Here is a 21,224-nt window from a genome sequence, read left to right as displayed (position 1 = left end):
TTTTCACAGGAGAATATAAAATACAATAAGAACTTATCATATATGAAGACGAAATTTTACCTGAATTATTTAAGGTACCTGAAACAACTACTGGTACTATGCTTATTCCTGCTCCCTGTCACGGAAGGTTTCTCCCAGACGGCGAATATGGATTTAAGAGTAACTGGTCCCGGAGAAGCAGAGCCCGGCGACGAGTTGAGCTACACGATCTCGTATTCCAACATTGGAGCTGTTTTGACGAACAATGTGGTTATTGAACTGACCCTGCCATCCGGGAATTTTGTTTATTCCGGCTCAAGCCCCGCAGGTGTTGAATCCGGCGGGAAGATTATTTGGACAAAGGATGACATACCGCAACTGGAACAGTTGAATACGGGTATTTATTCCATTACGGTAAATCTGATTGCCGGTAATCCCGAAACATTGACCAATTCTTCAGGGCAAGACGTTGTTGCTTATTCGATTTCAAATGATACGGAAACGCTTACTCTTTCTGCGACCATTCAGTCGGATGAAGTTATCGTCCCGGTTGAAAGTAACGTGGTTACGACAGAAATAAGCCGAAGGTGTACGTTTTCAATCAGTAACAGCGCGGGCGTTAAATCGTCCGCCAACAGTACGCTAACTTATCTGTTAGCCCTGGTAAATACAGGGAATGTCTATGAGAGATATAGTTTAACGTCAAATCTTATTGAGGGACAGGATTTAATCCGGCAAATTTTGCCGATGGACAGTAATACGTCGGAATTATCGGTTACACCCTATATCGCGCCGGGGGAAATCTTTTTCTTCCGGTATCACCTTCAACCCCCGGGAGAAACGAAACCGGATGAGTACCCTTATACAAGTATTACTGCTACGCCGGAAACATGTGGTGCCGTGGTTGCCACCTTTATTTCCGGGGGGCAATACGATGATTTTGAGCCGGTCGGTGTGTATAAAATTGATACCCCCGATCCGGTTCCCGCGGGTTCGTCATTATCATGTAAAATTGTGATTTTGAATGCCGGGGAAGCTTTGGCTAATGTCTATCTGACCGAGACTTATCCATTGAATACATCCTTTGTATCGGCGAATCCCCCGGCTTCGTATTTTAATAATCAATGGCATTTCCCATTGCTTCCCCCGGGGAATACAATTATTGATGTTGTTCTGAATGTTCAGAATAATATCGCGAACGGGACCGAGTTAACGAATACCGTAGCGATCAGTGATGGTTCCCAAACGTATTCGATTTTTCAGGAAAAAACAACAGTTGCTTCCGCCCCGGATCTGATCATCACCAAAACGGCCAATAAAACAGTCGTTTTGCCGGGAGAAGAGGTGGAATACACGATAGCCTATCAGAATACGGGCAACCGGACAGCCATTGGCGTTACGATAACCGACGATTACAACGAAACGTATATGACCGTCATCAATGCCGGGGGAGGAACAGATTCTGAACCGGCCGGGCTGCTGACCTGGAATCTGCCGGATTTGGCGCCGGGGACAAGTGGTACGATTACGTATACTTTGCAAGTAGATAACAATATAAGTAACTTCCCGGTTGGGTCGACCAATATCCTGAACATTGCAGCTATTGATGTTGATCCCACCCGGCCGGATGCCGATTTGAATAATAATCAGTCATACGCTGTGGTAACTGTTCAGAATGTACCCGACCTGGTGGTCGATATTGTGTCTGATGCAGACCCGGTGGAACCGGAAGCTGCATATACATACACCATAACCGTGAGCAATATAGGCAAGGTCGATCACACCGGCCATTCTTATACGGTGATTGCCTATCTGCCCGAAACCGCGACATACCTTTCAAATGGAACGGGCGGGATTTATAGCACTGTCGACCACACGGTTACCTGGACAGTGGATACCGATTTGCCCGTTGGCGGCAGCGAACTTTTCACGGTTACCATGCAAGCGCCGGGATGTGCAGAGGTGAACTCCACCTTAGCAATTACAGCCACGGCCTATTCTGATTACTGGGTTGATGCCAATCCGGATGATAATGAAGCTACGCTGAATTTGAATGTCGAAGACAAAACGGCTCCGGTGATTACCCTGCCTGATGTTGCAAATCCATTTCCAGTGGAGTGCAATCAAAGCCAATCCGGGACATATGATCTGTTCATACAGTCTTTGATTGCCCAGGTTGAGGTTTCCGATAACTGTGATATAGAACCGGCGCTGAATCATGATTATTTGGGATTTGTCCAAAGTTGTGCTGAAGACCTGGTGATCACTTTTACTGCAATTGATGCCAGTGGGAATGAGGCAATACCGCAAACTTTAACGATCAGTTTCATAGATGATACAGCCCCGGCCTTCACGAATGTGCCCGAGCCGTTGGAGCTGGTTTGCAACCAAAGTGCAGATTACAGCGGCATGATATCAGCCTGGCTGGCAAGTGCAGAAGCAAGCGATGCCTGTGACGAGAATGTTGAGATTACAAATGATTACACGGCTTACAGCCAGGGCTGCGGCCAGGTGATCACGGTTACCTTCACGGCCACCGATGATTGCAACAATTCGGTCACGGCCACCTCAACGATCAGTTTCATAGATGATACAGCCCCGGCCTTCACGAATGTGCCCGGGCCGTTGGAGCTGGTTTGCAGCCAAAGTGCAGATTACAGCGGCATGATATCAGCCTGGCTGGCAAGTGCAGAAGCAAGCGATGCCTGTGACGAGAATGTTGAGATTACAAATGATTACACGGCTTACAGCCAGGGCTGCGGCCAGGTGATCACGGTTACTTTCACGGCCACCGATGATTGCAACAATTCGGTCACGGCCACCTCGACGATCAGTTTCATAGATGATACAGCCCCGGCCTTCACGAATGTGCCCGGGCCGTTGGAGCTGGTTTGCAGCCAAAGTGCAGATTACAGCGGCATGATATCAGCCTGGCTGGCAAGTGCAGAAGCAAGCGATGCCTGTGACGAGAATGTTGAGATTACAAATGATTACACGGCTTACAGCCAGGGCTGCGGCCAGGTGATCACGGTTACCTTCACGGCCACCGATGATTGCAACAATTCGGTCACGGCCACCTCAACGATCAGTTTCATAGATGATACAGCCCCGGCCTTCGCGAATGTGCCCGGGCCGTTGGAGCTGGTTTGCAGCCAAAGTGCAGATTACAGCGGCATGATATCAGCCTGGCTGGCAAGTGCAGAAGCAAGCGATGCCTGTGACGAGAATGTTGAGATTACAAATGATTACACGGCTTACAGCCAGGGCTGCGGCCAGGTGATCACGGTTACTTTCACGGCCACCGATGATTGCAACAATTCGGTCACGGCCACCTCGACGATCAGTTTCATAGATGATACAGCCCCGGCCTTCACGAATGTGCCCGGGCCGTTGGAGCTGGTTTGCAGCCAAAGTGCAGATTACAGCGGCATGATATCAGCCTGGCTGGCAAGTGCAGAAGCAAGCGATGCCTGTGACGAGAATGTTGAGATTACAAATGATTACACGGCTTACAGCCAGGGCTGCGGCCAGGTGATCACGGTTACCTTCACGGCCACCGACGACTGCAACAATTCGGTCACGGCCACCTCAACGATCAGTTTCATAGATGATACAGCCCCGGCCTTCGCGAATGTGCCCGGGCCGTTGGAGCTGGTTTGCAGCCAAAGTGCAGATTACAGCGGCATGATATCAGCCTGGCTGGCAAGTGCAGAAGCAAGCGATGCCTGTGACGAGAATGTTGAGATTACAAATGATTACACGGCTTACAGCCAGGGCTGCGGCCAGGTGATCACGGTTACCTTCACGGCCACCGATGATTGCAACAATTCGGTCACGGCCACCTCAACGATCAGTTTCATAGATGATACAGCCCCGGCCTTCGCGAATGTGCCCGGGCCGTTGGAGCTGGTTTGCAGCCAAAGTGCAGATTACAGCGGCATGATATCAGCCTGGCTGGCAAGTGCAGAAGCAAGCGATGCCTGTGACGAGAATGTTGAGATTACAAATGATTACACGGCTTACAGCCAGGGCTGCGGCCAGGTGATCACGGTTACCTTCACGGCCACCGACGACTGCAACAATTCGGTCACGGCCACCTCAACGATCAGTTTCATAGATGATACAGCCCCGGCCTTCGCGAATGTGCCCGGGCCGTTGGAGCTGGTTTGCAGCCAAAGTGCAGATTACAGCGGCATGATATCAGCCTGGCTGGCAAGTGCAGAAGCAAGCGATGCCTGTGACGAGAATGTTGAGATTACAAATGATTACACGGCTTACAGCCAGGGCTGCGGCCAGGTGATCACGGTTACCTTCACGGCCACCGATGATTGCAACAATTCGGTCACGGCCACCTCGACGATCAGTTTCATAGATGATACAGCCCCGGCCTTCGCGAATGTGCCCGGGCCGTTGGAGCTGGTTTGCAGCCAAAGTGCAGATTACAGCGGCATGATATCAGCCTGGCTGGCAAGTGCAGAAGCAAGCGATGCCTGTGACGAGAATGTTGAGATTACAAATGATTACACGGCTTACAGCCAGGGCTGCGGCCAGGTGATCACGGTTACCTTCACGGCCACCGATGATTGCAACAATTCGGTCACGGCCACCTCAACGATCAGTTTCATAGATGATACAGCCCCGGCCTTCGCGAATGTGCCCGGGCCGTTGGAGCTGGTTTGCAGCCAAAGTGCAGATTACAGCGGCATGATATCAGCCTGGCTGGCAAGTGCAGAAGCAAGCGATGCCTGTGACGAGAATGTTGAGATTACAAATGATTACACGGCTTACAGCCAGGGCTGCGGCCAGGTGATCACGGTTACCTTCACGGCCACCGATGATTGCAACAATTCGGTCACGGCCACCTCGACGATCAGTTTCATAGATGATACAGCCCCGGCCTTCGCGAATGTGCCCGGGCCGTTGGAGCTGGTTTGCAACCAAAGTGCAGATTACAGCGGCATGATATCAGCCTGGCTGGCAAGTGCAGAAGCAAGCGATGCCTGTGACGAGAATGTTGAGATTACAAATGATTACACGGCTTACAGCCAGGGCTGCGGCCAGGTGATCACGGTTACCTTCACGGCCACCGATGATTGCAACAATTCGGTCACGGCCACCTCAACGATCAGTTTCATAGATGATACAGCCCCGGCCTTCGCGAATGTGCCCGGGCCGTTGGAGCTGGTTTGCAGCCAAAGTGCAGATTACAGCGGCATGATATCAGCCTGGCTGGCAAGTGCAGAAGCAAGCGATGCCTGTGACGAGAATGTTGAGATTACAAATGATTACACGGCTTACAGCCAGGGCTGCGGCCAGGTGATCACGGTTACCTTCACGGCCACCGATGATTGCAACAATTCGGTCACGGCCACCTCGACGATCAGTTTCATAGATGATACAGCCCCGGCCTTCGCGAATGTGCCCGGGCCGTTGGAGCTGGTTTGCAGCCAAAGTGCAGATTACAGCGGCATGATATCAGCCTGGCTGGCAAGTGCAGAAGCAAGCGATGCCTGTGACGAGAATGTTGAGATTACAAATGATTACACGGCTTACAGCCAGGGCTGCGGCCAGGTGATCACGGTTACCTTCACGGCCACCGATGATTGCAACAATTCGGTCACGGCCACCTCAACGATCAGTTTCATAGATGATACAGCCCCGGCCTTCGCGAATGTGCCCGGGCCGTTGGAGCTGGTTTGCAGCCAAAGTGCAGATTACAGCGGCATGATATCAGCCTGGCTGGCAAGTGCAGAAGCAAGCGATGCCTGTGACGAGAATGTTGAGATTACAAATGATTACACGGCTTACAGCCAGGGCTGCGGCCAGGTGATCACGGTTACCTTCACGGCCACCGATGATTGCAACAATTCGGTCACGGCCACCTCGACGATCAGTTTCATAGATGATACAGCCCCGGCCTTCGCGAATGTGCCCGGGCCGTTGGAGCTGGTTTGCAGCCAAAGTGCAGATTACAGCGGCATGATATCAGCCTGGCTGGCAAGTGCAGAAGCAAGCGATGCCTGTGACGAGAATGTTGAGATTACAAATGATTACACGGCTTACAGCCAGGGCTGCGGCCAGGTGATCACGGTTACCTTCACGGCCACCGATGATTGCAACAATTCGGTCACGGCCACCTCGACGATCAGTTTCATAGACGATACAGCCCCGGTACTTACCGCACCCGCGCCACTTGTGCTGGAATGTGAACCGGGAACAGATTACAGAACAATCATCGAAGATTGGCTGGCAAGTGCAACCGCCGAAGAAAATTGTGATACAGAGCTGGCGATTGACAACAATTATGGTATCGATACCCAGAGATGCGGAGAAGAGATTGCGGTGACGTTTACGGCCACGGATGCCTGTGGTAATGCGGCTATGCCGGTTACGTCGACCATTACGTTTATCGACAACATGGCCCCGGTGATCACTGCTCCTCTGCCGCTGGTATTAACCTGCAACCAGTCTGCTGATCATGAGGCGGCTATTGTTAACTGGCTTGCGGAGGCAAGCGTTTCAGATAATTGCGACAGTTACATTGTTGTTGGCAACAATTATTCGGCCTATACGCAAAGTTGTAACCACGAAGTTGTAGTCATATTTACGGCCAGCGATATTTGTGGCAATGAGGCTGAGTCAGTCTCATCAACCATAACTTTTATTGATCACACAGCCCCGACCATCACATTCTGTCCGCCTGATCTGACCATAGAAGGCGATGAATCTTCCGATCCGGCCGATACCGGCATGGCAACGGCTGAAGATGATTGTGACACGGTTCCCGCGGTGACCTATGTTGATCAGATCATCGACGGACCTAACGCTGTTGAATTTACAATCAAGCGAATCTGGACAGCCACGGATGACTGCGGAAATTCGTCGACTTGTGTTCAGGTGATCGATGTAGTGGATACGACTCCTCCGGTTATTGTTTGTCCGGTACATCCTTCTGCCATCGTGGTAGACTGGGATTTGTGTCAGGCTTCCGGATTTAACCTGGGAACCCCCATTGTATCGGATAACCTGAGTTTGCCAGGCGATATTCAGGTATATAACGATGCCCCTGAGAGCCTCCCTGTCGGAACAACCGTGATTACCTGGACAGCTGTCGATGAGGCCGGGAATACGGCTACCTGCACGCAGGAGATCATTGTTCCGGATATTTACAATGTTGAGGTATCCACCGGTTTCTCTCCGAACGGCGATGGCATCAATGACTACTTCCGGATTCACGGGATGTGCCTCTACCCGGATGCCCGGATCGAGATCTTCAGTCGTTGGGGGGCCAAGGTCTATGAAAAAGACAGGTACGGAAATACAGATATTCACGGAAATACTGATGCCTGGTGGGATGGACGTGCAAACGTCAATGGAAAAGGGAAGGACATATTACCGGCAGGGACCTATTTTTATGTCCTGAAGCTAAGTAATTCAGAAGTACGCAAGGGAGCAGTATATATTAACCGGTAAACAAGATCAGAAATGAAGACGATGAAATTAATTTCAAAATATGCGATATGCCTGTTTGGGGCGACGGTATGGGCGCTTGCTTCCTACGGGCAGCAAGACCCCATGTATAGTCAGTACATGTTTAATGTTCAATCCTATAACCCGGCATACGCCGGAACCTGGGAAAGTATTGGTGTGATGGCTCTCGGTCGTTATCAATGGGTTGGTTTTGAGGGTAATCCCGAAACCCAGACCTTTACCATTCAGGCTCCGTTCAAAAATGAGAATATTGGCCTGGGATTGTCGGTGATCAATGATAAAATTCAATTTGTCAACCGGTTTGCTCTTTTTACCGACTATTCGTACCGCTTAAAATTAACGGAGAAAGTGAATTTGAGATTGGGACTGAAAGCGGGTTTTACCAATTATGACAATAATCTGGGTAAACATTCACTCTTTACAGAAGAAGATCCGGCATTTACCGGCGAGGTGGTCAGGAAGTTTATGCCGAATTTTGGTCTGGGCGCCTACATGTATGCTCCCCGCTATTATGCAGGGCTCTCTATTCCCAAAATTTTGCAAAACGATTTTGAAATGGGAACGACGAATTACAATACCAATGCCGAAATGAGACATTTTACCCTGATCGGCGGGTATGTGTTTGATTTGAGTGAGTCGGTCAAGTTTAAATCCTCGTTTATTACCCGTTATGTAACCGGCTCTCCCTTAGTTGGCGATCTGAACGCCAGCTTTCTGCTGAAAGAAAAATTCTGGATTGGGGCAATGGTCAGGTCATCAGGCGCTTATGGTTTTAATACCCAGTATATTATCAACGACAAGTTGCGGGTGGGTTATGCCGTCGACTTTGAGACCTCTAAGCTCAGATCGTATAGTAACGGGACGCATGAGATTATGGTATCTTATGAATTGAATCTTGTTAAGACGAAGTATGCTTCACCTCGTTATTTCTGATAATGGAAAATATAATTGCTATGAGAAAAAAATATTTGCTTGGGTTATCCATTTTATTTCTGGCATCCCTGGTTGCCACTTCTCAGCCAAAGAACCTGCTCGACAATATGAACGTCGTGGTTGAGAACCCCGGAATAAATACGCCGTCAAGTGATTTTGGCTTAGCCATAATTGGTTCTGAGTTGATGTTTAATTCGCTTACGAAACAAGCATTTGTGAAGGGGAAAAAAGAAAGCAGTTCATTTTACGAACTGTTTACTTGTGAAATTGATGAACTCGGAAACATGAAAAGCATGCCGGTGAAGTCAACAGCTATTCGGTCGGACTATCATGAAGGCCCGATGAGTTATTGTCAGAAATCGGGTCAGTTGTTTCTAACCCGGTCAAATGAAGTTGTTTCTTCAGAAAAGAGTGGCATTTACAAAGCCGAGAATTTCCGGTTAGGAATTGTTCTGTATCAAAAAACTGGCTCCGGCTGGGAGTTTGTTGAGAATTTCCCGCTGAACAGCAAGGAATATTCCCTTGTTCACCCGGCCATCAACCAGACCGGCGACACGCTGGTTTTCGCCAGCGATATGCCGGGTGGGATGGGGAAGTCAGATTTGTATTACTCGGCTAAAGTGGACGGTAAGTGGACCAAGCCGGTTAACCTGGGGAACAGGGTAAATACCTCAGGAAATGAGATGTTTCCCTTTCTGAATACCGATGGAACATTGATTTTTGCTTCCGAACGGTCAGGCGGATTTGGCGGGTTGGATCTGTATTATACCAGGTTTTCTCCGGATTCCGGGTCCGAGGTTGTTCTTATGGGCGATCAGTTTAATTCACCGGCAGACGATTTTGGGATGGTGATCAATGACAACCAGCGGTTTGGATTTTTCGTGTCAAACAGGAAGGGCGGATCCGGGAGTGATGATATTTATGTTTTCAGGCTTGACGAGGCTCCTCTGAATTTGCTGATTGTTTCAAAGCAGGCCAATCAGTCGGTGGCAAATACCGAAATTGAAATCAGTAATCGGCAAGGGACTGTGATTGCCCGTGGAAAGTCGAATGCCGACGGGCGCTTTGCGGCAAAATTAAAGCTGAACGAGGAATACCGCATATCGGCCAGCAAGCCGGGATACCTGGGAGCTACCCAATCATTTACCCTGGCCGAAAGCGATCTGGTTGAGGTGATGGAGAAGAAATTAATTCTTGAACCACAGTATCAATTGGAGGGGGAAGTGGTCGATATGGATTACAACCCGATTTCAGGAGCGCTGGTCCGTATTTTATTGGATCATAAAGCTATTGAAACGCTCTCGACCGATGCACAGGGTAAATTTTATACATCTGTTTCTCCGGATCGGAATTATGTGCTCAATGTTTCGGCCAACCAGTATATTGCTGCTGATTTTGAGTTTTCAACCGTGAAAATTGAACCGGGAGTATCAACTTTTTCGGTGGCTTTATATTCGATGAAAGCCGGTACGCGTATTGAGTTGAAAAACATTTATTATGATCTCGGGAAGCACAATATTCGCCCGGATGCGGCCAGAGAACTGGATAAACTGGTGGAAATGATGACTGAAAATCCGGGAATGAGGATTCGCCTCGAATCGCATACCGATTCCCGGGGCAGTGACCGGTTTAACCTGATCTTATCGGAACGGAGAGCCAAATCAACCTATGAGTACCTGATTTCGAAAGGAATTGCTTCATCCCGTATGGAGTATAAAGGATTTGGTGAAACGCAATTGGTAAACGAGTGTGACGACGGAGTTCCCTGCACCGAAGAACAACACGCACAAAACAGGAGGACTGTGGTAGAGATTCTTTAATCTCACCGCCTTGGCAGGAAAGTATTTTAATACAATTTGGTTTGGGGTAGAGGATTGCCGATTGTAAAATACCGACAATTGATTCATTGATAACGACGGAGCAGAGGTTTGGCTATAAAAATCTCTGCTCTGTTTTATTTCCTTCATTAAAATAGTATATTCGCCTCTCAAAATTAGAAAAGTGATTATGTTGAAAGGTATTTTAGCTATTTCAGGTCAACCAGGTCTGTATAAACTGGTTACCGAAGCAAAAAACGGCATTATTGTGGAATCGGTGCTAACCGGAAAGCGGATGCCGGTATATTCTACTTCAAAAGTAAGTTCACTGGAAGATATCGCTATTTTTACGCGAACCGGCGAAGTGTCGCTGAAAGAGGTATTCAAAAAGATAGCTGAAAAGAAAAGTAGCCTTGAAGTGGCCGGGGTAGATTCAGGTAACGAGTTGAAAGCCTTTTTCGAAGAAGTTCTGCCGGATTACGATCAGAGCAGGGTATATACCTCCGATATGAAGAAGGTGGTTCAATGGTACAACCTGTTGTTGAAGAATGAATTGCTGAACTTTGACGAAGGTGAGGCCGCTGAAGAAACAAAATCAGAGTAGCCTGTTTTCGAAGTCATGTTCACGCATGACTTTTTTGTTTAAAATAGCCGGCGCTGACGAGACACTCCCGCCTGATCCCGGACATTCTCGTGTTGGGTCAGAATCAACTCAAACAACTTCACCGTAGCCAAGGCATCACCTGCCGCCCGGTGCCTGCCGTCAATTTGAATGTTTAAATCGCTGCAAATCCGCCCCAGGGAGTAAGAAGCATGGCCGGGTAGAAATTTCCGGCTAAGCTTGACGGTGCACATCGTTTTTCCTGTTTTCGTCAATGGGACACCTAAATTTCAATTTACAGTTTTGGATTGGATTATAATATCATATAGTTCCTGTTGCTCGCTATCCATTCTTAACATTCGAGCTTTGGTATCTTTCGAGTAGGGTAATTGATAAAGGATTTGGTACATATTGTGCGTTATTTCTTGTGCCCTTTTCAAACTAATGACCGATTTTTTGGCCTTGAGCAATCTTTCCAATTCGAGCATTACCGTATATGCAGTGAAACAGATGCAAATGTGGGCTTCGATCCTGTTATATAGCCGATGGTATATTGGACGTACCCTAAGATCGGTTTTGTTCATACGAAAAGCACGTTCAATAAACCATAAGTTCCTGTAATTTGCGATCACCTGTTTTGCCTGAAGGGCAGTGTTGGTCAAGTATCCTTTTATGCCATCCCAGGCGGCATCGGCATTGAACTTTTCCAAATCAATAGAGATGGTAACTATCCCTTCCATCTTTAAATACTTGTTGTATCCCTTGTTGTTGATGTTTGATTTGGTCAGTTTTCCGCTGTTCAGGCGCTTGGTCAGCCTGTCCAATCCACGTTTGCGGTTATGGGCATCTTTGGACATCCGCTTGTTTGTCCGGGACAAAACCAACCGGGTGGCCCCTGTTTTCTTTATCGTCCGCACATCACCGTCTTTTAAATCAAAGGCAAGAATCTTTTGCTTGATCAAGTCGTTTTCGTTTTTGGGGCGTGCCCCAAGGATATATTCATACCCGTTCTCTTCCAATGCCAAGATGTTTTTCTTAGACAAAAGGCCAGAATCGGCAATGACAACGGGTTTTCCAAGGTTATACCGCTCTTCCATGCGTTGCAGTACCGGGATAAAAGTATTTCCCTCGAAAATATTCCCTTCAAACAGTTCATAACCGATGGGGTTCCCGCCCTGGCCAACCAACAAGCCAAGAAAAATCTGGGGGCATTGATGTTTGCCGTCCTTTGAGAAACCGGTTTTCCGAAGATCGTCTTCGTCGCTTGATTCAAAATAGAGCGTGGTCATGTCGTAGAAAACCACATCGATCTTCCCTCCCAGCACACGAAGCGTATGGGAATAGGAGATATCTTCCACCTGCTTTTTTATGTCGGGGATCCCATCTGGTTGGCTTTCCACTGCCTCCCTGCGGAAGCACAGGTTGTCCAGAAACCGGTAAATCTTACTGATGTTATAGACAACGCCTTGATAACGGAAAAGGTAATCGATCGTTTTCAGCTTGCTGCCCGGATTAAACAGCCGGGTTATAACCAGGTGCCGGAACAACTCATTGTGGATACGGCCATAGCCGATCCGGTCATAAAGTGTCCCAAATATGATTTCAGGGCCTATGACTTGTATCTGTGAGTTGGAAATGGTTGATAGGAAGTCCTCCAGCTTGATTTCATCTTCATCCTCAAAAAGAGACCTGTTTGTTCCGGTAAGTTCGCGTACATGTTGGCGAGCTTTCTCTTCTAAACGGACAACTTCCGCCTCGGTCCTCCCTGCACCCAAACTTTTGATTACCCGGTAACGCCCATGGCTCTTGTCAACAACCTGGACACTGACCGATCCCGTTTTATTTGCTTTGCGACGAACAAACATGCAACAAAAATAGCCATGAGACACCCAAAATCAAAATAAAACGAGCCTATTTTATTCTGCTTCAATTAGATATAAATTATCGGAAAAAAAGTGACGAAAACAGGCCTGCCGTCAATTTGAATGTTTAAATCGCTGCAAATCCGCCCCAGGGAGTAAGAAGCATGGCCGGGTAGAAATTTCCGGCTAAGCTTGACGGTGCACATCGTTTTTCGTTTGTAATCGTACCCCAGTCGTTTATACTCTTCCCGGATAAAATGATAATCAAAGGCCGCATTATGTGCAACAAAAACAGATCCGGAAGTTAATTCCACAATCGTTTTGGCAACCTCATAAAATTTCGGGGCCTTAGCCACCATCTCATTATCAATACCGGTTAACTTGGTAATAAAATAAGGAATATGGCACTCCGGGTTAATCAGTGTCGCAAACGACTGGATAATTTCCAGCCCGTTGTGTTTGTAGATGGCAATTTCAGTAATCTTACCTTCTTTGTAACTCTGTCCGGTGGTTTCTATGTCGATAATGCAGTACAAAATTCAATTCCAAATTCTGAATCATCAAAGATTGGAATTTTATTTCACGATATAAATTTTGAGAAGGAAAAAAATATATCAAAAAAAAGGCTTTAATTTGTTTTTAGGTTTGAATTATAGCGATTATGAAAGGGTTGGTTATATTGTTTTCCAGCTTATTATGTTATGCGTTTGTGCAGGTCCACGCGTCATGTATCAGTCAAAAAATGAAATTCCGGATTGATGATCCGGCTTTTTTTCCAAACGAAATGGATATTTGGGCAACTGAAGGCCGGAATAGTGACCTATCTCAGACAGCTGTTGTCACCTTCTATCCGGTTTATTTTGTGCAGGGTAAGAGTTATCTGACCAATTATACAAAAAACAGATTGGCCAATTTGCTCGACCTTTTGCTCAAAAACCCGGAATACCGGATTCGCATTTACGGGCATACAGACAATCTGCTCGGTGATGACGAGAGTATGGAACTTTCGGAACAGCGGGTGGAATCGGTCGTTCAGTTTTTAACAGGTATGGGCCTGAGCCGTTCCCGGATTGCCATAGCAGCAGGCCTGGGAAAAACCTGTCCCGCGTTCCCGAATACATCCGAAGAAAATAGAAAACTGAACCGCCGGGTTGAGTTTGAGTTGTTTGTTGACGAGTAAAATAATCGGTTACGGATATACACAGACCTCTGAACCCACGACTTTTTTACTGTTCGATTCCGGCAGAAACTATTATCTTTGCCCTGCCAAAAAATAATGGATATGCTTATCGAACATACAATCAAAGAGAACATAGCAAAAGCTGTTGCTGAACTTTACGGGCAAGACATTGACGCCGGAGGTGTTCAAATTCAGAATACGCGAAAGGATGTAGAGGGCGACCTCACCGTGGTGGTCTTTCCTTTTTTACGCTTATCCCGAAAATCGCCGGAGCAAACCGCAGCTGATTTAGGCGCTTACTTACAGGAAAATGTAAGCGATGTGGCTGCCTATTCGGTGGTGAAAGGTTTCTTAAATCTATCCGTTTCAGTAAGCTACTGGCTTAACTTGCTGGCAGATGCTTCCAGCGATGATTCTTACGGTTTTTCAGCAGCTACGGCTGAGTCTCCGGTGGTCATGATCGAATATTCATCTCCCAATACAAATAAGCCGTTGCATTTGGGGCATATCCGGAATAATTTATTGGGTTTTTCCTTGGGCGAGATCTTAAAAGCGACCGGCAAGAATGTGGTAAAAACCAACATTGTCAACGATCGCGGAATTCATATCTGTAAGTCCATGTATGCCTGGCAGCAGTGGGGCGAAGGTAAAACGCCCGAGAATACGGGCATCAAAGGCGACCACCTGGTGGGTGATTTTTATGTGCTGTTCGATAAGCATTACCGCCGGGAAGTAAAAGAATTGATGGATCAAGGACTTTCGAAAGAAGAAGCCGAGCAACAGGCGCCTTCGATTGAAGCTGCCCGGGAATTGCTGCGCAAATGGGAAGCAAAAGATCCGGAAACCATCGCGCTTTGGTCAACCATGAACCGCTGGGTTTACGATGGCTTTGATGTAACCTACCAGGAGCTTGGAGTTGATTTCGATAAGATCTACTACGAATCGGAAACTTATTTGGTGGGGAAGGATGAAGTATTGAAAGGACTGGAACAAGGCATCTTCTTTCAAAAAGAAGATAACTCGGTTTGGGCCGATCTCACCAATGACGGGTTGGATCAAAAGATTTTACTTCGCAGCGACGGCACCTCGGTATATATGACCCAGGATATTGGTACCGCAAAACTTCGTTTCAATGATTACCGGATCGATAAAATGGTTTATGTGGTGGGTAACGAGCAGAACTATCATTTCCAGGCCCTTTCTGTGTTGTTGGACAAACTTGGCTTCGAATGGGGAAAAGGGCTGCATCATTTTTCGTATGGGATGGTGGAGTTGCCGCATGGTAAAATGAAATCGCGCGAAGGAACAGTCGTTGATGCCGATGATCTGATTGCCGGAATGATTGAGGTAGCCCGGAAAACTTCTGAAGAACTGGGAAAATTAGAAGATTATACGGAAGAAGAAGCCTACGAAACTTACAGAATCATCGCGCTTGGAGCCTTGAAATATTTTATGCTGAAGGTTGATCCGCGTAAAAATATGTTGTTTAACCCCGAAGAATCAATCGATTTTAACGGAAATACAGGTCCGTTCATTCAGTACACCTACGCCCGGATTCGCTCGGTTTTACGTAAGGCCGCAGATAAAGGAATTGAATTGGTGCCCGAACTCGATAAATCTTTGACGATCTCGGAAAAAGAGAAGGAATTGATAAAAAACGTCTCCTTATTCCCGGCAACGCTTAACGAAGCCGCCGATGCGTATAGCCCGGCGATTATTGCCAATTACGTGTATAATCTGGTCAAAGAGTATAATCAGTTTTACCACGATCATTCTATTTTGAATGAAGAGAATGAGGCTATCCGGAATTTCAGGCTAATTTTGTCGGAGAATGTGGCAAAACTTGTAAAATCGGGTATGGGTTTGTTGGGAATTCAGGTTCCTGAGCGGATGTAAGACTAAAAAAAATGGGGGTCCTCAGACCCCCACAGACTTTCTAAAAAATTGCGATTCGTGAAAAAGGGACTTTATTTTCTCGCAGAGATAAACAGTTTTTGTGCTTAATAATCAACGCCGACCGTTCATCCTTGCTTAGTAATTTCATGTATTGGATTCTTTCGTTGATGTCTTTGTTTCTGATTTCTCTAAAAGCACAGCTCTTAGTTTCCGAATTCATCGGACAACAAAACAACAATCCGTAGTAGTCAGATATTTCTTTCATCACAGCATTCCTCCCAAAAAAAACCGGTATAAAATCAGGTACACGACTATATTCCGGTTTTTGGCTAAAGGTTACCCGCATAAAGTCGTTTTTTTAATCTTTTAAAGAAAAATCCCTATATTTTATTTTTGTACTTTTGCACGAGCTTTAAAATACAATCAGATTCTGCTATGTTTGAAAATCTTAATGAGAAGTTAGAGAGATCGTTTAAATTGCTGAAAGGCGAGGGACGAATCACTGAGATCAATGTTGCCGAAACATTAAAAGAAGTCAGACGGGCATTGCTCGATGCCGACGTTAATTATAAAATTGCCAAATCATTTACCGAAGTTGTCAAAGAAAAGGCCCTGGGGCAGGATGTGCTGAATGCCCTGAAGCCGGGACAGATGATGGTAAAGATTGTTCATGACGAACTGGCAACCCTGATGGGCGGAAAATTTACAGACATCAACCTGAAGGGAAACCCGGCAATCATCCTGATCGCTGGATTGCAAGGCTCCGGTAAAACAACTTTCTCCGGGAAACTGGCCAAATACCTGAAAACGAAAAAGGCGAAAAGTCCACTGTTAGTGGCCGGCGACGTGTACCGTCCTGCGGCGATCGACCAGTTGAAGGTGCTCGGAGAACAAATCGGTGTGCCGGTTTATACGGAAGACGGAAATAAAGAGCCGGTAAAAATTGCACAGGCGGCAATCAAATACGCCAAGGAAAAAGGTCATAACCTGGTCATTATTGATACCGCCGGTCGTTTGGCGATTGATGAGCAGATGATGAACGAAATTGCAGCCGTGAAAAAAGCGGTTACCCCCGACGAGATTTTGTTTGTTGTCGACTCCATGACCGGACAGGATGCTGTTAATACGGCCAAAGAGTTTAACGATCGTCTCGATTTCGACGGCGTTGTGCTTACCAAACTGGATGGCGATACCCGTGGCGGGGCTGCTTTGTCTATTCGCTCCATCGTCAATAAGCCGATTAAATTTGTCGGTACCGGCGAAAAGCTCGATGCCCTGGATGTATTCTATCCGGAACGTATGGCCGACCGTATTCTCGGGATGGGAGATATCGTTTCGCTGGTAGAGCGCGCCCAGGAGCAATTTGATGCCGATCAGGCCCGTCAGTTGCAAAAGAAACTGGCCAAAAACCAATTCAATTTTGATGATTTCCTGTCTCAAATCCAGCAAATCAAAAAAATGGGTAACCTGAAAGATCTGGCATCCATGATTCCGGGAATGGGGAAAGCTTTGAAAAATATCGATATTGATGATGATGCCTTCAAACACATTGAAGCGATCATTTTTTCGATGACCCCGGCTGAACGAAATGATCCGGCAGTGCTGAACGGATCGCGCAGAAAACGCATTGCCGAGGGCTCAGGAACCAATATTCAGGAAGTAAACCGCCTGATCAAGCAATTTGACGAAACCCGGAAAATGATGCGCATGGTTTCGCAGGGGAAGAACCTGGGCCGGATGATGGGAAATATGCAACGGAAATAATCTGAAGAACACGAATATGAAATTAATCGACGGTAAAAAGACCGCAGCCGATATCAAAGCCGAGATTGCAGAACAGGTGAAGGAACTGAAAGCAAAAGGTGGAAAGACTCCTCACCTGGCGGCGATCCTGGTCGGTCACGATGGCGGAAGCGAAACCTATGTCGCCTACAAAATTAAGGATTGCGAAGAAGTTGGATTTAAATCGTCCCTCATTCGTTACGAAGATGAGGTGACCGAGGCGGAATTACTGGCCAAGGTGGAGGAACTGAATTGCGATGAAGACGTGGATGGCTTTATTGTACAGCTACCTTTACCAGCCCATATTTCCGAACAGAAAATCATTGAAGCCATTGATCCGAAGAAAGATGTAGATGGTTTTCATCCGGTTAATGTCGGGCGGATGGTGATTGGCCTTCCGTCTTTCGTTTCGGCTACGCCCGACGGGATTGTTGATCTGATTAAACGGCATGGGATTGAAACATCGGGAAAGGATTGTGTCATTATCGGAAGAAGTAATATTGTTGGCCGGCCATTGAGCGTATTAATGTCGCAAAAAGAAATGAATGCAACGGTCACTGTTGCCCACAGCCGGTCCAAAAATCTGAAAGAAACTTGCGCAAAGGCTGATATTCTGATTGCTGCCATTGGCTCGCCCGACTTTGTTAAAGCCGATATGGTGAAAGAAGGCGCTGTGGTGATCGATGTTGGCACTACCCGCATAAAATCAGATCAAACAAAATCGGGCTGGAAGTTAAAAGGCGATGTTGCTTTTGACGAGGTTGCCGAAAAATGCTCGTTCATTACTCCGGTTCCAGGCGGTGTAGGCCCGATGACGCGCGTTTCGTTGCTTAAAAATACCTTGTTGGCAGCGAAAAAAGAGATTTATAAATTTGAATGATATGAAAACAACAGATGTAAGAAACTTATTAATGAAAAGTTTATTGATTGCCGGATTATTTCTGGTGCAATCCTGTGGTACTGTTCCCCTTACCGGGCGAAGCCAGCTAAATTTACTTCCCGAATCCAGCATGGTGGAAATGGGATTAACCAATTATGGCACGTTTTTGAACGAGAATAAACTCTCGAAAAATCAGGCGCAAACCGATATGGTAAAACGCGTCGGGAAGAATATTGCCGCCGCCGTTGAGCAATACCTGAGAGACAACGGCTTTGAAAGTTATATTGCCAATTTTCAATGGGAGTTTAACCTGATTGAAGATGATGTGCCCAATGCCTGGTGTATGCCCGGGGGAAAGGTGGTTTTTTATACCGGAATACTTCCTTATACCCAAAACGAAGCCGGTATCGCGGTGGTGATGGGGCACGAAGTTGCCCATGCCGTGGCTCGTCATGGTAACGAGCGGATGAGCCAGCAAATGGTTTTACAAATGGGTGGTGTTGCCTTGTCGGAGGCTGTAAAAACAAAACCGGAAGAAACTCAGGCAATCTTCTCCGCTGCTTACGGACTGGGTTCGTCGGTGGGAGTGATGCTGCCTTTTTCGCGGAAACACGAGTATGAAGCCGACAAGATGGGATTGATTTTTATGGCCATGGCCGGATACGACCCGAGATCGGCAGTTGCATTCTGGAAACGGATGTCGGAAGGCGGCGGAGCTAAAACACCCGAGTTGCTGAGCACCCACCCGGTTGATGTAAACCGGATTGCTGCCCTCGAGAAAATTATGCCCGAGGCCTTGAAATATTACCAAAGCCGATAAGTGAACATTTGTTGAATTGCCTTTCTTTGTACTGTTTGTTAACAGGTTTTAATAATTTTCAGAATATTTTTTTATTTTTGAGCTACTAACTAAGGAAATAACCTAAAAACGAGCAAGATGGAAGGTTTTGACAAGAACGACGACCAGAATGAAGAACTTGACAGTAAATTCCGGCAGGAAATTTATTCAAAAGCCGTAAGGGCAGGGAAAAGAACTTATTTCTTCGATGTAAAATCAACCCGTAAAGATGAGTATTACCTGACAATTACCGAGAGTAAAAAACGTTACGAGCAGGATGGAAAATTCCACTTTGAGAAGCATAAAATCTTTCTGTATAAAGAAGATTTTGAGAAGTTTGCAGAAGGTTTGGATGAGGTAGTTGGCTTTATCATGGGCAACCAGCCGGTGATGGATGAAGAAAATTACGACGAACCGCAGGCTGTGATCGAAGACGAAGAGGAAGAAGTTGTATTGACAGAAACGGAAGAAGTTTTTGCAAAAGATTATACCAGCGTTGAATTCGAGGACTTGAGTAATTGAATTGACTTTTACAAAAGGGGAAAGACATTACTGTATTATTTTGATTTGAAAAAATAGAAGAGGCTGCGCCGGTTGGTGCAGCCTCTTTCGTAGGGTATCTTAACATCCTTCGCCTTCGCTTTGGGCTTTTTCTTTATACCATTTTAACGGATAAGATGACGGACGTTCAATCGGCAGTCCGTACAAACGATCCATGACCAGCGAGGCCAGTACGCCCAGCGCTCTCGATACGCCAAACAAAACGGTATAGAATGAATATTCCTTAATTCCGTAGTGATATAATAAGGCTCCCGAATAGGCGTCTACATTGGGCCACGGATTACTGATCTTTCCTACGCTGCCCAGAATTGGCGGCACCACCTCATACAGGTTATTTACCGTGTTGATCAGTTTATCGTGTGTGATGTACTTATCGGCAAACTCTTTTTGTGCGGTAAACCGCGGGTCTGTCACCCGTAACACGGCATGTCCGTAGCCCGGAACAACCCGGCCGGCCTCCAGTGTGCGTTTCACATAACCGGCCAGTTGCTCTTTACTTGGTTCATCGGTTCCCAGTTCATCCATCAACTCAAAAATCCAGTTAATAACATCCTGGTTGGCGTAACCGTGCAAGGGGCCGGCAAGTCCAAGCATTCCTGCGCTCAACGCGTAATACGGACCACTCAGGGCCGAACCGACCAGGTGAGTGGCGTGGGCCGAAACGTTTCCGCCTTCGTGGTCGGCATGAATAACCATGTACAAACGCATCAGCCGTTTTACTTCGTCGGAATCGTAGCCCATCATGTGCGCCAGGTTACCGGCCCAGTCGAGCCGCGGATCGGGCTCAATGTGTTTGTCTTTAAAATAATTACGGCGGTAAATATAAGCCGCGATGCGGGGCAGACGGGCAATGAGGTTCATCACATCGTCGTACATGAAATCCCAGTAGTACTTCTTGTTTACTCCCGACCGGTATGCTTTCTGGAACACCGATTCGGTGGCCATGGCGACAATTGCCGCGCTGAATTGGGTCATTGGCCTTGCGGTACGCGGGATTGCATCAATCACGTCAAACACGTGTTGCGGTACATGCGCCCGTGTTGACCAATCTTTTGAAATGTTTAAAACATCTTCTTCTTCCGGTATTTCACCGATAAGCATCAGGTAGAATAATCCCTCGGGAAGCGGTTCTCCTTCCGGGTTAAGACGGGGAAGTTTTTGTCTTAATTCGTCAATACTGTATCCCCTGAAACGAATTCCGCTGTTGGCATCAAGTTTCGAGGTATCCGTGATCAAACTCGGAACCCCTTTCATGCCAGTCATGACCTGACCGATCGTCACCTGGGCGATCACTTTGTCGCCGTGCTCGTTTTTGAGTTTTTGGTACTCAGCGATGCACTTGCTTGCTTTTTCGTAAAACCTATTCTTAATGTATTCCATCTTTAATTTATTTTATTGATTTGT

General features: G+C 46.9%; 14 protein-coding genes. 10 read left to right on the top strand and 4 right to left on the bottom strand.

Annotated features, from left to right (window positions below; translation table 11 throughout):
* The first annotated feature begins 42 nt into the window (after positions 1-42).
* The 4 genes from AC6H3C_RS16970 to AC6H3C_RS16955 all read left to right on the top strand — a co-directional run bounded on the left by AC6H3C_RS16970 (position 43) and on the right by AC6H3C_RS16955 (position 10,824).
* On the top strand, positions 43-7,452 hold the full coding sequence (locus tag AC6H3C_RS16970) for a T9SS type B sorting domain-containing protein (protein WP_497516604.1): 7,410 nt from the start codon (positions 43-45) through the stop codon (positions 7,450-7,452).
* A 21-nt stretch (positions 7,453-7,473) separates the two neighbouring features.
* Complete coding sequence (locus AC6H3C_RS16965; protein ID WP_497516603.1) at positions 7,474-8,403, top strand: PorP/SprF family type IX secretion system membrane protein; 930 nt, start codon at positions 7,474-7,476, stop codon at positions 8,401-8,403.
* A 20-nt stretch (positions 8,404-8,423) separates the two neighbouring features.
* Complete coding sequence (locus tag AC6H3C_RS16960; RefSeq protein WP_497516602.1) at positions 8,424-10,223, top strand: OmpA family protein; 1,800 nt, start codon at positions 8,424-8,426, stop codon at positions 10,221-10,223.
* A 187-nt stretch (positions 10,224-10,410) separates the two neighbouring features.
* Positions 10,411-10,824 (top strand): DUF5606 family protein, encoded by a 414-nt coding sequence (locus AC6H3C_RS16955; protein WP_497516601.1) that lies wholly within the window; start codon positions 10,411-10,413, stop codon positions 10,822-10,824.
* Between the two features lie 38 nt (positions 10,825-10,862).
* On the opposite strand, the gene AC6H3C_RS16950 is transcribed toward AC6H3C_RS16955, so the two are convergent.
* The 3 genes from AC6H3C_RS16950 to AC6H3C_RS16940 form a co-directional block, all read right to left on the bottom strand.
* Positions 10,863-11,096: an exonuclease domain-containing protein gene (locus tag AC6H3C_RS16950; RefSeq protein WP_497516600.1), complete on the bottom strand. Its 234-nt coding sequence runs from the start codon at positions 11,094-11,096 to the stop codon at positions 10,863-10,865.
* Positions 11,097-11,111: 15 nt separating this feature from the next.
* Positions 11,112-12,686: an IS1634 family transposase gene (locus AC6H3C_RS16945; RefSeq protein WP_497516599.1), complete on the bottom strand. Its 1,575-nt coding sequence runs from the start codon at positions 12,684-12,686 to the stop codon at positions 11,112-11,114.
* 65 nt (positions 12,687-12,751) lie between these two features.
* Positions 12,752-13,219 (bottom strand): 3'-5' exonuclease, encoded by a 468-nt coding sequence (locus AC6H3C_RS16940; protein WP_497516598.1) that lies wholly within the window; start codon positions 13,217-13,219, stop codon positions 12,752-12,754.
* Positions 13,220-13,425: 206 nt separating this feature from the next.
* On the opposite strand from AC6H3C_RS16940, the gene AC6H3C_RS16935 reads away from it, so the two are divergent.
* The 6 genes from AC6H3C_RS16935 (at position 13,426) to AC6H3C_RS16910 (ending at position 19,781) form a co-directional block, all read left to right on the top strand.
* Complete coding sequence (locus tag AC6H3C_RS16935) at positions 13,426-13,863, top strand: OmpA family protein (RefSeq protein WP_497516597.1); 438 nt, start codon at positions 13,426-13,428, stop codon at positions 13,861-13,863.
* A gap of 102 nt (positions 13,864-13,965) precedes the next feature.
* On the top strand, positions 13,966-15,759 hold the full coding sequence (argS, locus tag AC6H3C_RS16930; protein ID WP_497516596.1) for an arginine--tRNA ligase: 1,794 nt from the start codon (positions 13,966-13,968) through the stop codon (positions 15,757-15,759).
* Positions 15,760-16,194: 435 nt separating this feature from the next.
* Positions 16,195-17,523, top strand: a complete 1,329-nt coding sequence (gene ffh, locus AC6H3C_RS16925; protein WP_497516595.1) for a signal recognition particle protein — start codon at positions 16,195-16,197, stop codon at positions 17,521-17,523.
* 16 nt (positions 17,524-17,539) lie between these two features.
* Positions 17,540-18,421, top strand: coding sequence for a bifunctional methylenetetrahydrofolate dehydrogenase/methenyltetrahydrofolate cyclohydrolase FolD (gene folD / locus AC6H3C_RS16920; RefSeq protein WP_497516594.1), 882 nt, complete (start codon positions 17,540-17,542; stop codon positions 18,419-18,421).
* A 1-nt stretch (position 18,422) separates the two neighbouring features.
* Entirely contained in the window at positions 18,423-19,241 is an 819-nt protein-coding gene (locus tag AC6H3C_RS16915) for a M48 family metallopeptidase (protein WP_497516592.1), read from the top strand.
* 117 nt (positions 19,242-19,358) lie between these two features.
* Entirely contained in the window at positions 19,359-19,781 is a 423-nt protein-coding gene (locus tag AC6H3C_RS16910; protein ID WP_497516590.1) for a DUF3276 family protein, read from the top strand.
* A 99-nt stretch (positions 19,782-19,880) separates the two neighbouring features.
* On the opposite strand, the gene AC6H3C_RS16905 is transcribed toward AC6H3C_RS16910, so the two are convergent.
* The gene (locus tag AC6H3C_RS16905; RefSeq protein WP_497516588.1) at positions 19,881-21,200 is read right to left on the bottom strand and encodes a citrate (Si)-synthase; all 1,320 of its coding nucleotides are present in this window, start codon (positions 21,198-21,200) and stop codon (positions 19,881-19,883) included.
* Between the last annotated feature and the right edge of the window lie 24 nt (positions 21,201-21,224).

The organism is Gaoshiqia sp. US2, from assembly GCF_059705485.1.
This window is presented reverse-complemented; position numbering and strand designations above follow the sequence as displayed.